Source organism: Streptomyces niveus (assembly GCF_001723055.1).
GTDB lineage: Bacteria > Actinomycetota > Actinomycetes > Streptomycetales > Streptomycetaceae > Streptomyces > Streptomyces niveus.
The window spans coordinates 1-13,981 of record NZ_MDCR01000251.1 but is presented as its reverse complement, the minus strand read 5'-3'; the positions used below and the strand labels follow the sequence as shown (position 1 = coordinate 13,981).

The 13,981-nt window shown below is 70.2% G+C and carries 12 protein-coding genes and 2 tRNA genes; 10 read left to right on the top strand and 4 right to left on the bottom strand.

Features of this window, described 5'->3' with window-relative positions; genetic code table 11:
* The 4 genes from BHU15_RS26225 to BHU15_RS26215 all read left to right on the top strand — a co-directional run.
* On the top strand, nt 1-772 hold a 772-nt coding region (locus tag BHU15_RS26225; protein WP_069629444.1), incomplete at its 5' end, for an NAD-dependent epimerase/dehydratase family protein.
* Between the two features lie 117 nt (nt 773-889).
* A complete protein-coding gene (locus BHU15_RS26220; protein WP_069629443.1) occupies nt 890-1,351 on the top strand; it encodes a molybdenum cofactor biosynthesis protein MoaE in 462 nt (153 codons plus the stop codon).
* Between the two features lie 141 nt (nt 1,352-1,492).
* Nucleotides 1,493-1,666 carry a hypothetical protein gene (locus BHU15_RS40370; RefSeq protein WP_167756279.1) on the top strand — a complete coding sequence of 58 codons (174 nt, stop codon included), beginning with the start codon at nt 1,493-1,495 and terminating at the stop codon, nt 1,664-1,666.
* 148 nt (nt 1,667-1,814) lie between these two features.
* Nucleotides 1,815-2,906 carry a YlbL family protein gene (locus BHU15_RS26215; RefSeq protein ID WP_069629442.1) on the top strand — a complete coding sequence of 364 codons (1,092 nt, stop codon included), beginning with the start codon at nt 1,815-1,817 and terminating at the stop codon, nt 2,904-2,906.
* Between the two features lie 232 nt (nt 2,907-3,138).
* Here BHU15_RS26215 and BHU15_RS26210 read toward each other — a convergent pair whose 3' ends face one another.
* Nucleotides 3,139-3,744: a PPA1309 family protein gene (locus tag BHU15_RS26210; protein WP_376202902.1), complete on the bottom strand. Its 606-nt coding sequence runs from the start codon at nt 3,742-3,744 to the stop codon at nt 3,139-3,141.
* Nucleotides 3,745-3,893: 149 nt separating this feature from the next.
* Here BHU15_RS26210 and BHU15_RS26205 point away from each other — a divergent pair, with 149 nt between their 5' ends.
* From BHU15_RS26205 to BHU15_RS26190, 4 genes are all read left to right on the top strand, one after another.
* A complete protein-coding gene (locus tag BHU15_RS26205) occupies nt 3,894-6,812 on the top strand; it encodes a UPF0182 family membrane protein (protein WP_171908450.1) in 2,919 nt (972 codons plus the stop codon).
* A gap of 43 nt (nt 6,813-6,855) precedes the next feature.
* Nucleotides 6,856-6,929 (top strand) — tRNA-Met (locus BHU15_RS26200).
* A 238-nt stretch (nt 6,930-7,167) separates the two neighbouring features.
* On the top strand, nt 7,168-9,150 hold the full coding sequence (locus BHU15_RS26195; RefSeq protein WP_069629440.1) for a tetratricopeptide repeat protein: 1,983 nt from the start codon (nt 7,168-7,170) through the stop codon (nt 9,148-9,150).
* 60 nt (nt 9,151-9,210) lie between these two features.
* Nucleotides 9,211-9,284 (top strand) — tRNA-Met (locus tag BHU15_RS26190).
* Nucleotides 9,285-9,390: 106 nt separating this feature from the next.
* Here BHU15_RS26190 and BHU15_RS26185 read toward each other — a convergent pair.
* The gene (locus tag BHU15_RS26185; RefSeq protein ID WP_031229635.1) at nt 9,391-9,807 is read right to left on the bottom strand and encodes a Fur family transcriptional regulator; all 417 of its coding nucleotides are present in this window, start codon (nt 9,805-9,807) and stop codon (nt 9,391-9,393) included.
* A 135-nt stretch (nt 9,808-9,942) separates the two neighbouring features.
* On the opposite strand from BHU15_RS26185, the gene BHU15_RS26180 reads away from it, so the two are divergent.
* Nucleotides 9,943-11,412 (top strand): catalase, encoded by a 1,470-nt coding sequence (locus BHU15_RS26180; RefSeq protein WP_069629439.1) that lies wholly within the window; start codon nt 9,943-9,945, stop codon nt 11,410-11,412.
* A 97-nt stretch (nt 11,413-11,509) separates the two neighbouring features.
* Here BHU15_RS26180 and BHU15_RS26175 read toward each other — a convergent pair whose 3' ends face one another.
* Entirely contained in the window at nt 11,510-11,911 is a 402-nt protein-coding gene (locus BHU15_RS26175) for a CBS domain-containing protein (RefSeq protein WP_023538794.1), read from the bottom strand.
* 442 nt (nt 11,912-12,353) lie between these two features.
* Entirely contained in the window at nt 12,354-13,154 is an 801-nt protein-coding gene (gene hisN / locus BHU15_RS26170) for a histidinol-phosphatase (RefSeq protein WP_031229633.1), read from the bottom strand.
* 134 nt (nt 13,155-13,288) lie between these two features.
* Between hisN and BHU15_RS26165 the strand changes: the two genes are divergently transcribed.
* The coding region (locus BHU15_RS26165) for a TetR/AcrR family transcriptional regulator (protein ID WP_107422928.1) at nt 13,289-13,981 on the top strand (693 nt) is incomplete at its 3' end.

Sequence of the window (13,981 nt, the reverse complement as noted above, 5' to 3'; positions counted from 1 at the left end):
CCTCACCGCCGCCGCGGCGGCCGGGGTGCACCGGGTCGTCCTGTGCACGTCCGCCATGGTCTACGGGGCGCTGCCCGACAACGACATCCCGCTGTCGGAGGACGCCGAACTGCGTGCCACGGCGGAGGCCACGGGCGTCGGGGACCTGCTGGAGATCGAACGGCTCGGCCGCCGGGCACCCCGCGCGCACCCCGGCCTGAACGTCACGGTCGTACGGCCCGCCGTCCTGGTCGGCGGTACGGACACCGCCCTGACCCGCTACTTCGAGTCGCCCCGGCTGCTGGTCGTCGCCGGCTCCCGGCCCACCTGGCAGTTCTGCCACGTCGACGACCTGGTCAGCGCCCTGGAGTACGCGGCGCTGGAGAAGGTCGACGGCGAGTTCGCGGTCGGCTGCGACGGCTGGCTCGAACAGGAGGAGATCGAGGAGCTGAGCGGCATCCGCCGCATGGAGCTGCCCTCCGCCGTCGCCCTCGGCGCCGCCGCCCGGCTGCACCGGATCGGCCTCACCCCGTCCCCGGCCGGTGACCTCGCGTACACGATGCACCCCTGGGTGGTCAGCGTCAGCCGTCTCCACGACGCGGGCTGGCGGCCCCGGTGGACCAACGAGGAAGTCCTCGGCGCGCTCCTCGAAGAGGTCGAGGGCCGTCACACCGTCGCGGGCCGGCGTCTGGGCCGTAAGGACGCCACGGCCGCCGGAGCCGCCGGAGCGACGGTCGCCCTGCTCGGCGCGGCAGCGGTGGTACGCCGCGCCCGCAAGGCGCGTCGGCGCTGAGTCCGCGCCGGGCGCCGGGTATCGGCCACCCTCTGTAGGAGGCTCCAAGCGGGCGGGCCGACGACCGGTCGAACGCGCCATTACGTGATGCCCCCGCCGTACGGCACGATGGGCCCCATGGCACGCATCGACGCGCACCCCGGTGAGCAGGCGGCACAGGACCCCATCAGGCTGCTGGCGATCCGCGAGAGCCCGCTGTCCGTCGACGAGATCTTCCGGGCCGTCGGCGACGACGCGGCGGGCGGGACGGCCCTGTTCGTAGGGACCGTCCGGAACCATGACGGGGGCGCCGATGTCGACACCCTCGGATACTCCTGTCACCCGTCCGCCGAGGCGGAACTACGCCGGGTGGCCGAGAAGGTCGTCGCCGATTACCCCGTCCGGGCGCTGGCGGCCGTCCACCGTGTGGGTGACCTCGCCGTCGGAGATCTGGCGGTCGTCGTCGCCGTCTCCTGCCCGCACCGCGCGGAGGCCTTCGAAGCCTGCCGCAAGCTGATCGACGACCTCAAGCACGAGGTGCCGATATGGAAGCACCAGACTTTCTCCGACGGCACCGAGGAATGGGTCGGGGCCTGCTGACGCCCTTCCCGCACCACGACGTCGCCCTCCGTTCCCATGTGGCCCGATTTGCGTAACCGCCCCCCTGCCCGGAGCGTTGAAGCAGCGGATGACTAATCTGCTGATCACTCGGTTCACACACACATGGGTAAGGAGGTCGGGATGGGCGCGCTTGCCTGGTTGCTGATTCCGCTCTTCGCCGCTGTCGGCGCGGCGATATGGGGAAGCTGGGTCTCAAGGAACCGGACCACCGAAGACATAGCCGAACTCGCCGGCTACGCGCGCTTCCGCGACGCGATGGCGAAATCCCATCCGGCCACGACGGACGCCGCCTGAGGCATCGCCCTCGCATCCCGCGCCCTCTCGTCGGGGCCGCGGCCCCCGGCCCCCTCCGCCCGCCCGCCGGGCCACGCACCGGGCCAAGTCGCCCCGTACGGACCGGCCCCGGGGGTGCGCCGACAGACCCTTCCCGTACTGTCGTTCCATGCCACGCCGCACCGCGACGATGCTCGCTTCCACCCTCGTGCTCATCGCGCTGCTCTGTGCGGGAGTGTTCATTCCCGTCCCGTACTCGGAGATGAGTCCCGGTCCGACGGTGAACACGCTGGGCGACGCGAATGGTGAGCCGGTGCTCCATATCGCCGGTCGCAAGACCTATCCGACGACCGGCCATCTCAATATGACGACGGTCCGGGTCACCGGCGCGGATTACAAGATGAATGTGGTCGAGGCGGTCTACGGCTGGCTGTCGCACGACAACATCGTGGTGCCGCACAACACGCTCTATCCGGACGGCAAGACCGAAGAGCAGTCCACGCAGGAGAATGCCGAGGAGTTCAGCCAGTCCCAGGAGAGCGCGAAGGTCGCGGCCCTGAAGGAGGAGAACATCCCCGTCACGTCGCGGGTGATCGTCGCCGCGGTCGTCAAGGACAGCCCCTCGGACGGCGCCCTGCACGCCGGTGACGTCATCAAGGCGGTGGACGGCAAGAGCGTCCAGGCGCCGCCGGACGTCGCCGAGATCGTCACCAAGCACAAGCCGGGCGAGGACGTCGTCTTCACGATCGTCCCGGCCAAGGTCGCCGAGGCGGCCGAGAAGGCCGGCAAGGAGCCCGAGGGCACCGAGAAGGTCACGGTCAGGACGGTGAAGTCCGACGAGGGCGACGACCGGGCCATCGTCGGCATCCAGGCCGGCACGGACCACACGTTCCCGTTCGACATCGACATCAAGCTGGCCGACGTGGGCGGGCCGAGCGCGGGGCTGATGTTCGCGCTGGGGATCGTCGACAAGATCACGCCCGGGGATCTGACCGGCGGCAAGTTCGTCGCGGGCACCGGCACGATCGACGACAACGGCAAGGTCGGGCCGATCGGCGGCATCGGTATGAAGCTCGTCGGCGCCCGGCAGGCGGGTGCGCGGTACTTCCTGACGCCGGACGAGAACTGCGCGACGGCCGCCGCCGACATCCCGGACGGTCTGACCCTGGTGCGGGTGAAGAACATCAAGGACGCGACGGCGTCCCTGAAGAAGATCAAGAGCGGTGACACGGCCGGTCTGCCGAGCTGCTCGACAAGCTAGGACATGCCCGGGGGCGTGTGCCGCCCTCGGACGCCGGAGGGGCCGCGGGCCCCTCCGGCGTTGACACCCCCTAGGGGGTGTCTTGCCGATCTTGCCGGGCTCGCGGTCCCTGGCACGCGCGCTCGCCGCGTTGTCGTCGGTCGGCATGGCTCCGCCATGCCTCCCTCCTCCGCCTTGCGATCGCACGCACCAGACCCCGCTCCCTGATCCGGCCTGATCGACAAGACACCCCCTATGCCTCGAAGGTGGCGGCCAGGGCCTCGGCGAGGCCCGGCACCAGGCCGGCGCCGGTCAGCACCTGGGTCGGTGAGTCCTTCTCGCGCAGGCGCAGCGCCGAGTCCCGCGTTCCGTCACGCAGGACGGCGACCGTCATCCGTACCTCCTGGCGGTCCGGGTGCTTGGCGACCCAGTCCACGAGCGCGGACTCGTCGAGGTCTTCGGGTACGGACGCCTCGGCGGACGGCGGCAGCATCAGACGCTCCACCGTGATCGCGCAGCCGGCCACCGCGCCGGGCCAGGCGATGGTGGCGAGGAACTCGTCGAGCGGTGTGCCCGCCGGGATCTCGTCCTGCTCGACGGGCGTGAGCGGGGCGGGCGTCGAGCCGTCGTCGAGCCCGAGCTGGGTGGCCAGCTCCGGTTCGTCGGAGCGCAGTCGGGCCGTGTCGACGAGTGCGAACAGCCTGGCCGGCTGGTCCCAGCCCAGGCCGGAGGCGTATTCGTCGATCTCCAGCACCGCGCGGGTGATGGGCGTCGAGGCGACCGGGCCCGAAGCCGACGACGGCTGATCGGACGAGGACGAGGAGGAAGAGGAGGAGGAAAGGTTGGACATGGCCAACATCCTGCCTCCTTCCGACCCCCTTGCGGGAACTAGGTAAAGCCTCAGTAAGTTGCATGAGTGGGCCCTACGATCGCTGGGGCCCGTTTACAGACGTTGATTCACTGCTTCACACGACCGCGAACTTCGAGGTGCGCACGTTGGCTTTCCAGATGCCGGACCGCGGCGGAGGCCCGACCGGGCCACGGATCAGAGTGGGCCGGCCGTCCAGACGAGCCCGGACCCTGCTCATGACACTGGGCATTCTGGCCGTCCTGGCCATGATGTTCGTCATGTTCGCGGGGTTCTGGACCGACTGGCTCTGGTATCGCTCGGTGAAATACTCGTCCGTTTTCACCACCACCCTCTGGACCAAGATCGGCCTGTTCGCGGTCTTCGGTCTGCTGATGGCGGCCGCCGTCGGCCTGAACATCTGGCTGGCGCACCGGCTGCGTCCACCGCTGAGCGCGATGTCGCTGGAGCAGCAGAGCCTCGACCGGTACCGGATGGGCATCGCCCCGTACAAGAAGTGGGTGCTGCTCGGGATCACCGCCCTCGTCGGGCTGATCGCCGGAGCGTCCGCGGCCGGTCAGTGGCGCACCTGGCTGATGTGGATCAACGGCGTGCCCTTCGGTCAGAAGGACCCGCAGTTCAACCTGGACGTGAGCTTCTACGCGTTCGATCTGCCCTGGTACCGCTTCATGCTCGGCTTCGGCTTCGCCGCCGTCGTCCTGGCACTGATCGCCGCCGCGCTGACGCACTATCTGTACGGAGGGCTGCGTGTCACCAGCCCCGGCGCGCGGGCGACGGGCGCGGCCACCGGTCATCTTTCGGTGCTGCTCGGTGTGTTCGTCTCGCTCAAGGCCGTGGCGTACTGGCTCGACCGGTACGGACTCGCGGTCAAGTCCAGTGACTTCAAGGCCACCGGCAACTGGACCGGCCTGAGGTACGTCGACGCCAACGCCTATCTGCCGGCGAAGACGATCCTGTTCTGCATCGCCGCCATCTGCGCCGCGCTGTTCTTCGCGACGCTCTGGCGCCGCACCTGGCAGCTGCCGGTGATCGGCTTCGGTCTGATGGTCCTGTCCGCCATCCTCATCGGCGGCCTCTACCCGGCGATCGTGCAGAAGTTCCAGGTCCAGCCGAACGAGCAGGCCAAGGAAGCCCCGTACATCGAGAAGAACATCGATGCCACACGCGCCGCGTACGGCATCGACGACGCCGATGTGACGGACTACGGCGGCAAGGGCGACCCCGACAAGAAGGCGCAGCAGCGGGAGGCCGCCGACTCGGCAGCCAGCTACCGGCTGGTCGACCCCAACGTCGTCTCGCCCGCCTTCCAGCAGCTCCAGCAGGAACGCAAGTACTACCAGTTCCCCGACACGCTGGACGTCGACCGCTACACGGACGCCGACGGCAAGCCGCAGGACACGGTCATCGGTCTGCGCGAGCTGAACATCGCCGGTATCCCCAAGCGCAACTGGATCAACGACCACTTCACGTACACCCATGGGTACGGAGCGATCGCGTCCAAGGGCACCGGGACGGTCACCGAGGAGAACGACGGCACGGTCGGCGCGCCCGACTTCACCGAGTCCGGCCTGCCGACCAGCGGTCAGCTCGGCAAGTACGAGCAGCGGATCTACTACGGCGAGAAGACCCAGCAGTACTCGATCGTGGGCGGCCCGCAGAAGGAGCTCGACTACGAGAAGAACGGTGAGCAGACCACCAGCTACAAGGGCAACAGCGGTGTCGATCTCTCCAACCCGGTGAACCGCGCGGCGTACGCCGTGGCGTTCAGCGAGCCGCAGATGCTCTACTCGGGCGCCATCGGCGAGGGTTCGCGGATCCTGTACAACCGCACGCCCAAGGAGCGCGTCGAGGCCGTCGCGCCGTGGCTGACCATCGACGGCGACGCCTACCCGGCCGTCGTCGACGGCAAGATCAAGTGGATCGTCGACGCCTACACCACGACGAACGGCTATCCGTACGCGTCCCGTACGACGCTGGGCGACACCACGGCCGACTCGCTGACCAACAACCAGCGTGCGGTCGTCGCGCAGCAGAACCAGGTCAACTACATCCGTAACTCGGTGAAGGCGACCGTCGACGCGTACGACGGCTCGGTCAACCTGTACCAGTGGGACACCAAGGACCCGGTCCTCAAGACCTGGATGAAGGCGTTCCCGGACACGGTGAAGCCGAAGGCGGACATAAAGCCGGAACTGCTGGCCCACCTGCGCTACCCGCAGGACATGTTCAAGGTCCAGCGCGAGCTGCTCACCCGCTACCACGTCACGGACGCCGCCCAGTTCTACAGCGGCTCCGACGCCTGGCAGGTGCCGGACGACCCGACGAACAAGGACAACAGCGCGGTCCCGCCGTACTACCTGAGTCTGAAGATGCCGGGGCAGACGTCCCAGAAGTTCTCGCTGACGACGACCTTCACGCCCAACGGACGTCCCAATCTGGGTGCGTTCATGGCGGTCGACGCCGATGCCACCAGCAAGGACTACGGCACGATCAGAGTCCTGAGAGTGACCGACACGGTCCAGGGACCACAACAGGTGCAGAGCGAGTTGAACGGTGTGCCCGAAGTGGCCACGTTCGTCCGGGACATGAGAGGCACCGACTCGGACATCGAGTACGGCAACCTCCTGACCGTCCCGCTCGACGGCGGCTTCCTCTACATCGAGCCGGTGTACGCCCGGGGCGGCAGCGCCAACTACCCGCTGCTGAAGAAGGTGGCCGTCTCCTACGGAGGCAAGCCGGTCTTCAAGGACAGCCTGTCCGAGGCCCTGAACGCGGTGTTCGGTGTCGACGGCGCCGAGCCGCCCCCGGAGACCACGCCGCCGGGCGACGGTGACACGACGACGCCGCCGGCCACCGGTGACGCCGCCCTGGAGAAGGCCATCGCCGACGCCCAGAAGGCGTACTCCGACGGTGAGGCCGCGCTCGCGAAGCAGGACTGGGTCGCGTACGGGAAGGCCCAGGAGGCCCTCCAGGACGCCCTGGAGCGCGCGGCCGAGGCGGAGAAGACCGCGAAGACGCCGGCCAAGCCACCGGCGGGCGGTGGCGACGACAAGACCTGATCGGTGAACACCCCGCGTCGTGATACGGTTTGGAACACAACGACGCGGGGTGGAGCAGCTCGGTAGCTCGCTGGGCTCATAACCCAGAGGTCGCAGGTTCAAATCCTGTCCCCGCTACTCAAGAAGGCAAAGGCCCGGATCCGATCAGGATCCGGGCCTTTGCCGCGCGTTGTGGTGTGTTCGTACCTGTTCGTGGTCGGTCCGTGACCATCTGTTCGGTGAAGTGGGCGGTGGCCGTGGGGAGTTGACCGGAGGGGCGTTTGAGTTGTCTCTCTGTGGGCATGTCGACAAAACGCTGAAGTGACCTTGCTGGCCGCGATATACCAGGTGTACGCGGGTAACAGGTGGTGCAACGATGGATTTTATGGGGGACAGGGCAACTCTGTTGGAGACAGGGCGGTTTGTACAGGGACAGGCGGAAGATGCCGCCGGCGCCGAGAAGTTCGGGGGCGCGACCGGCGCCACGGACGCCGGAGGTCCCACGGAGAGCGCCGACGCCGAGACGGAGGCGCGCCACCGGCGCGCCGCCGACGGTGGCGACGTCGCGTCGATGAGCGTGCTCGGCGCGCTGCTGCTGCGCCGCGGTGACCTCGACGCCGCCGAGAAGTACCTGCGCGCGGCCACCGCCGAGGGCGACCGCGCCGCGGCCAACAACCTGGGTGTCCTCCTCCATCAGCGCGGCTACACCGAAGAGGCGTCGGGCTGGTGGCGGGTCGCGGCCGTCGCCGGTTCCGCCGCCGCCGCGCACGCGCTCGGCCGGCACTACCGCGAGCAGGGCGACGAGCCCGCCGCCGAGTACTGGCTGCGCCAGTCCGCCGAGCAGGGCCACGCGCTGGGCGCCTACGCGCTCGCCGACCTGCTGGAGCACCGCAGCGACGTCGGCTCGGAGCGGTGGCTGCGGGCCGCCGCCGAGCAGGGCCACCGGGAGGCCTCGTACCGCCTCGCGCGCGCCCTGGAGCGACGGGCGCGGCAGGCCGCGCGTACCGGCAACACCGTCCGCGCGGTCATCGCGGGCCGGGACGGCGGTACGGCCTCCGGTGTCCGTCCGGTCCCCGCCGGTGTCGAGGACGCGCGCCCCGGCGACGGCCTCCGCAGGAGCCCCGGCGCCGAGGCCGACGCCGGGCAGTCGTTCCTCGCCGAGGCCGCGCAGTGGTACCGGCAGGCGGCGGCGCGCGGGCACCGCCGCGCCGCGCTGCACCTCGGCGCGATCCTGGAGAGCCGCGGGGAGTTGAAGGAGGCGGGACGCTGGTATCTGACGTCCGCCAACGACGGCGAGGCGCGGGCCGCCTGCGCCCTCGGCTTCCTGCTGCGCGACGCCGGTGACACGGAGAGCGCCGCCGTCTGGTGGCTGCGCGCCGCGCAGGACGGCGACGGCAACGCCGCCAACGCGCTCGGCGCGCTGCACGCCGCGCGCGGCGAGCAGCAGACCGCCGAGCGCTGGTACCGGGCCGCGATGGACGCGGGCGACGTCAACGGCGCCTACAACCTCGGGCTGCTCTGCGCCGCGCAGGACCGTACGACACAGGCCGAGCAGTGGTACCGCCGCGCCGCGTACGCGGGCCACCGCGAGGCGGCCAACGCCCTCGCCGTACTGCTCCTCCAGGCCGGTGACCCGACCGGCGCCGAGCCGTGGTTCTCCAAGGCCGCCGAGGCGGGCAGCGTCGACGCCGCGTTCAACCTGGGCATCCTCTACGCGGGCCGTGACGACGACCGTACGGCCCTGGTCTGGTACGAGCGGGCCGCGGCGGCCGGGCACACGGAAGCGGCCCTCCAGGTGGGCATCGCGTGCCTCAGGGACGGCGACGAGCAGGCGGCGGAGCGGCATCTGCGGTGCGCGGCCGGCGGCGGCAGCGCGGAGGCGGCCTTCCGGCTGGCGACCGTGCTGGACGCGCGGCAGCCGCCGCAGGGCGCGCCGGCGCTCGGTGAGACACAGCCGGAGAAGACCGAGTGCGAGCAGTGGTACGAGCGCGCGGCCGAGCACGGTCACCGGCGCGCCCAGGTGCGGGTCGGGATGCTCGCCGCGGGCCGCGGCGACATGACGGACGCGGCGCGCTGGTACCGCGAGGCGGCGGAGGCGGGCAGCCGCAACGGGGCGTTCAACCTGGGGCTGCTGCTGGCCCGTGAGGGCAGCGAGCGGGAGGCGGCCCTGTGGTGGTCCCGCGCGGCGCAGGCCGGTCACGGGCGCGCCGCGCTGCGGCTCGCGCTGCTCGCCGCCCGGCGCGGGGAGTTGGCCGAGGGCAAGCGCTGGTGTGCCCGCGCGGTGGAGCTGGGGCCGTCCGAGGTGACGGAGCGGGCGGCGCGGCTGCGCGAGGCGCTGCACCAGGAACTGACCGCGTGAGCGGGGCGCGGGAAGGGATTTGCGCTGGTCGGCGGGGTGACGTAATGTCGAGTTCACCGACGCGGGGTGGAGCAGCTCGGTAGCTCGCTGGGCTCATAACCCAGAGGTCGCAGGTTCAAATCCTGTCCCCGCTACTCAAGAAGACGAAGGCCCGGATCCGATCAGGATCCGGGCCTTCGTCGTGTGCGTCGTGTCCCGAAGTCCGCGAGTCGCGCGGGGACGGCGGCGAGGGGCGCGGGCTCAGGCTCCGGCGCAGTTGGGGCAGGTGCCCCGGTACGTCACCTCGACGTCCGAGACCGCGAAGCCGAACCGCTCCGTCGCCGGCAGGTCGGCCAGCAGGTCACCCACCGGGTGCACGTCGCGGATCGTGCCGCAGTGCGCGCAGACCAGGTGGTGATGGGGCCGGTGGGCGTTCGGGTCGTACCGCTTGGCGCGCCGGTCCGTCGAGACCTCGATGACCTCGCCCAACGTCACCATCTCGCCCAGGGTGTTGTAGACCGTCGCCCTGGAGATCTCGGGCAGCCGGGCCACGGCGCGCGCGTGCACCTCGTCGGCCGTGAGGTGTACGTGGTCCCCGTCGAGGACCTCGGCCACCACACGGCGCTGGGCGGTCATCCGCCAGCCGCGTTCGCGAAGTCGTTCCAACAGGTCACTCATGAGGGTCAGCTTAACAGTGAGGGCGCCCAGATCCTGAATGAGTGTCGAGTTGGATCCCTACTTGACTTAGACAAAGTCCATTGTAGGGTCGAGTCAGGCAATCGCCGGACGACAGACACGGCGGGTACGGCAGGAATGACGCAGGAGGCGCACGTGACGCAGGGACCGCTCACCACGGAGGCCGGCGCGCCGGTGGCCGACAACCAGAACAGCGAGACGGCGGGTGTCGGCGGTCCCGTTCTGGTCCAGGACCAGGCGCTTCTTGAGAAGCTCGCCCACTTCAACCGCGAGCGCATCCCGGAGCGCATCGTGCACGCCCGCGGCGCCGGCGCGTACGGCACCTTCACGCTCACCCGCGACGTCTCGCACTGGACCCGGGCGAAGTTCCTCTCCGAGGTCGGCAAGCAGACCGAGACCTTCCTGCGCTTCTCCACCGTCGCGGGCAGCCTCGGCTCGGCCGACGCGGTGCGCGACCCGCGCGGCTTCGCGCTGAAGTTCTACACCGAGGAGGGCAATTACGACCTCGTCGGCAACAACACCCCGGTGTTCTTCATCAAGGACGCCATCAAGTTCCCCGACTTCATCCACACCCAGAAGCGCGACCCGTACACGGGCAGCCAGGAGGCTGACAACGTATGGGACTTCTGGGGGCTGAGCCCCGAGTCGACGCACCAGGTGACCTGGCTGTTCGGCGACCGCGGCATCCCCGCCACGCTGCGCCACATGAACGGGTACGGCTCGCACACGTATCAGTGGAACAACGAGGCCGGCGAGGTCTTCTGGGTCAAGTACCACTTCAAGACCGACCAGGGCATCAAGAACCTCACCTCCGAGGAGGCCGCCGTGCTCGCCGGCGCCGACCCGGACAGCCACCAGCGCGATCTGCGCGAGTCCATCGAGCGCGGCGAATTCCCGTCCTGGACCGTGCAGATCCAGGTCATGCCGGCGTCGGACGCGGCCAACTACCGCTTCAACCCGTTCGATCTGACCAAGGTCTGGCCGCACGAGGACTACCCGCCGGTCGAGATCGGCACGTTGGAGCTCAACCGCAATCCGGAGAACATCTTCGCGGAGGTCGAGCAGTCGATCTTCAGCCCGGCGCACTTCGTGCCCGGCATCGGCCCGTCGCCCGACAAGATGCTCCAGGGCCGTCTCTTCGCGTACGGCGACGCCCACCGCTACCGCGTCGGCATCAACGCCGACCACCTGCCGGTGAACCGTCCGCACGCCACCGAGGCGCGTACGAACAGCCGTGACGGCTCGCTGTACGACGGCCGGCACAAGGGCGCCAAGAACTACGAGCCGAACAGCTTCGGCGGCCCCTTCCAGACGGACCGGCCCCTCTGGCAGTCCACCCAGGTCACCGGTGTCACCGGCAACACCGAGGCCCCCGGCCACGCGGAGGACGACGACTTCGTACAGGCCGGGAACCTCTACCGGCTGATGTCGGAGGACGAGAAGGCGCGGCTGGTCGCCAACCTGGCCGGGTTCATCTCGCAAGTCTCGCGCGACGACATCGCCGAGCGGGCGGTCAACAACTTCCGTCGGGCGGACGGAGACTTCGGCAAGCGGCTCGACACCGCGGTCCAGGCCCTGCGCGGCTGACGGCCCTCGCCGATGAGGCGGTGGAGGCCGGGTTCCGGGACGGATCCGGCCTCCACCGTCGTCCCGGCATGTCCCGCCCGGTCTGTTGCCCGGCCGGTCAGCCGGTCAGTGCCGGCGGGCGGCGCCTGACCGGGGCCCAGCAGCGGATGATGTCGCGTACGGACACGATGCCGACCGGCTCCCGCTCGTCGCAGACGATCAGATGACGGAAGCCGCCGTGCGTCATCGCCTCGGCCGCCTCCTCCAGCGTCCAGACCGGTGAGGCGAACACGACATCGGTGGTGGTGTGCGTGCCGGCCAGTTCCACCTCGGGATTCTGTCCGGCGCCGATCGAGATCAGGATGTCACGCTCGGTGATGATCCCGAGCCCGCAGGTGTCGGTGTCCAGGACGACAGCGGCGCCGACACGGCGTGCCGCCATCAGCTGCGCGGACTGGCGGAGTGTGTGGGTGGGCCCGATGGTGAGGACCACCGTGCTCATGGCGTCACGGACGAGCATGGATGGAGCCACCTCCTCGGTGAACCGGTCCCTTGGCTGGAGAACGGTTTCACAAGTTCACAAGTGGGGGGACTTTCAGAGTGACACCGACACGGTGAGTCAACAAGGGGGCGGACGGAGCGAGACGCCCGGCGCGCGAAGATCGCAGCCGCACGCCCCGTACGCCCCAAGGGAGTCCGGATCCCCCGAATGGCCGATCGGCCGGTGAAAAAGTTTGCCGGGTGTCTGATCGCGCACGGCACTTCTGTACAGCCGGGACGCCGTCAGCAGTCCAAGACGGCCGAGTGTGAGCACCCTGGCGAGTGAGCCGAAGGGGCGCGTCGGTGTCGAAAGGGAGAGCGCGCGGAGGCCCCGAGGAACGAGGGGCCGAGCACGGTCGACCGTCGGCGCCGACGCAAAGCGCCCCGGAGGCGAACCGAGCCCCGGAAAAGAGAGGCCAGGGTCAGTAGCGCTGATTCAGATAGCCGAGCAGTTCCTCGTGCAGCACACCGTTCGACGCCGCCGCGTTGCCGCTGTGCGGGCCGGAGCGCCCGTCCAGGCCCGTGAACCGGCCGCCCGCCTCCTGGACGATGATCGACGGCGCCGCCATGTCCCACAGGGACAGCTCCGGCTCCGCGCACATGTCCACCGAACCCTCGGCGACCATCATGTACGGCCAGAAGTCGCCGTACCCGCGCGTACGCCAGCAGGCCCGGGTCAGATCCAGGAACCCGTCGAGGCGGCCCTGCTCCTCCCAGCCCTTCAGCGACGCGTGCGCGAACGACGCGTCCCCGATGCGCGAGACCTTCGAGACCCGCAGCCGCGTCGCCGACGAGAGACTGCGGCCCGAGTACGCGCCCGCGCCCTTGGCCGCCCACCAGCGACGGGCCAGCGCGGGCGCCGACACCACGCCGACGACCGGCTCGTAGCCGCCCTCGCCCGCCACCATCAGGGAGATCAGCGTGGCCCAGACGGGGACGCCGCGTACGTAGTTCTTGGTGCCGTCGATGGGGTCGATCACCCAGCGGCGCGGGCCGGTGCCCTCGATGCCGTACTCCTCGCCCAGCACGGCGTCACGGGGCCGCGCGCGCTGGAGATTGCCACGGATCAGCTCCTCGGCCGATTTGTCGGCCTCACTCACCGGGGTCATGTCCGGTTTGGTCTCGACCTTCAGGTCGAGAGCCTTGAACCGGTCCATCGTCGCGGCGTCGGCGGCGTCCGCGAGGACATGGGCAAGTCGCAGATCATCGTGGTAGTCGGGCATGGTCGTCACAGTATCGACAGCGTCCAAGATCGGGCTACGGGCCGGTGGGCGGCCGGACCGGCGCGGGGTCCTCTTGACAGCGCGCGAGGCTGCGTCAACTCTGATTGCGGAGCCGAACGGCCCGGGAGGCAACGATGCCTACAGCGCGCGAAGCCCTACTCAACGCCGCTCTTTCGGCGCTCACGGACCAGTCCTGGTCCGCCGTCAGGATGGTCGACGTCGCGTCGGCCGCCGGGGTCTCGCGACAGACCCTCTACAACGAGTTCGGCAGCAAGGACGGGCTCGCCCGTGCCCTGGTAAGGCGCGAGGCGGACCTGTATCTGCACGGCGTCGAGCGCCTGCTGGCCGAGCCCGCGGACCCGGTGGACCGGCTGGTGTCGGTGGCCGAGTGGACGGTGTCCGAGGCGCGCGCCAGGCCCCTGCTGCGGGCCCTTCTCACCGACGGCTGGACCGAACGCCACCCGGCGCCCCGCCGCGTACGCCCGACGGCCTCCCCAGGAGGCGCGCCCGCCCAGCGCCGCGCGGACGCCGGGCCGCCGGCGCCCGCGGATCTGGTGGCGGCCGTACGGAACCGGGCCGTGGCCGCGCTCGACCCCGGGCGGGCCGACCGCCGGGGCCGTGGCGCGGACGCCGCCGCCCCGCCGCGTACGGAACCGCTGCGCGTGCAGGCGGGACGGGTGCAGCGGGCGCGCGTGGAGCAGGCACGGGCGGACCAGGCGAGGGGGGAGCAGGGGCGTACGCCGCAGCACCGCAGACCGGAGGGCATCCGGCCGGATCAGCCCCGTGCCGAACAGGCGCGCTCCGACAACGGCCGCCCCGCCCCGCCC

Coding starts and splice junctions, on each gene's coding strand:
- BHU15_RS26205 (WP_171908450.1), top strand. CDS start 3,894: ATGCCGGACCGCGGCGGAGGCCCGACCGGGCCACGGATCAGAGTGGGC.
- BHU15_RS26215 (WP_069629442.1), top strand. CDS start 1,815: ATGCCACGCCGCACCGCGACGATGCTCGCTTCCACCCTCGTGCTCATC.
- hisN (WP_031229633.1), bottom strand. CDS start 13,154: ATGCCCGACTACCACGATGATCTGCGACTTGCCCATGTCCTCGCGGAC.
- BHU15_RS26195 (WP_069629440.1), top strand. CDS start 7,168: ATGGATTTTATGGGGGACAGGGCAACTCTGTTGGAGACAGGGCGGTTT.
- BHU15_RS26210 (WP_376202902.1), bottom strand. CDS start 3,744: ATGTTGGCCATGTCCAACCTTTCCTCCTCCTCTTCCTCCTCGTCCTCG.
- BHU15_RS26185 (WP_031229635.1), bottom strand. CDS start 9,807: ATGAGTGACCTGTTGGAACGACTTCGCGAACGCGGCTGGCGGATGACC.
- BHU15_RS40370 (WP_167756279.1), top strand. CDS start 1,493: ATGGGCGCGCTTGCCTGGTTGCTGATTCCGCTCTTCGCCGCTGTCGGC.
- BHU15_RS26175 (WP_023538794.1), bottom strand. CDS start 11,911: ATGCTCGTCCGTGACGCCATGAGCACGGTGGTCCTCACCATCGGGCCC.
- BHU15_RS26220 (WP_069629443.1), top strand. CDS start 890: ATGGCACGCATCGACGCGCACCCCGGTGAGCAGGCGGCACAGGACCCC.
- BHU15_RS26180 (WP_069629439.1), top strand. CDS start 9,943: ATGACGCAGGAGGCGCACGTGACGCAGGGACCGCTCACCACGGAGGCC.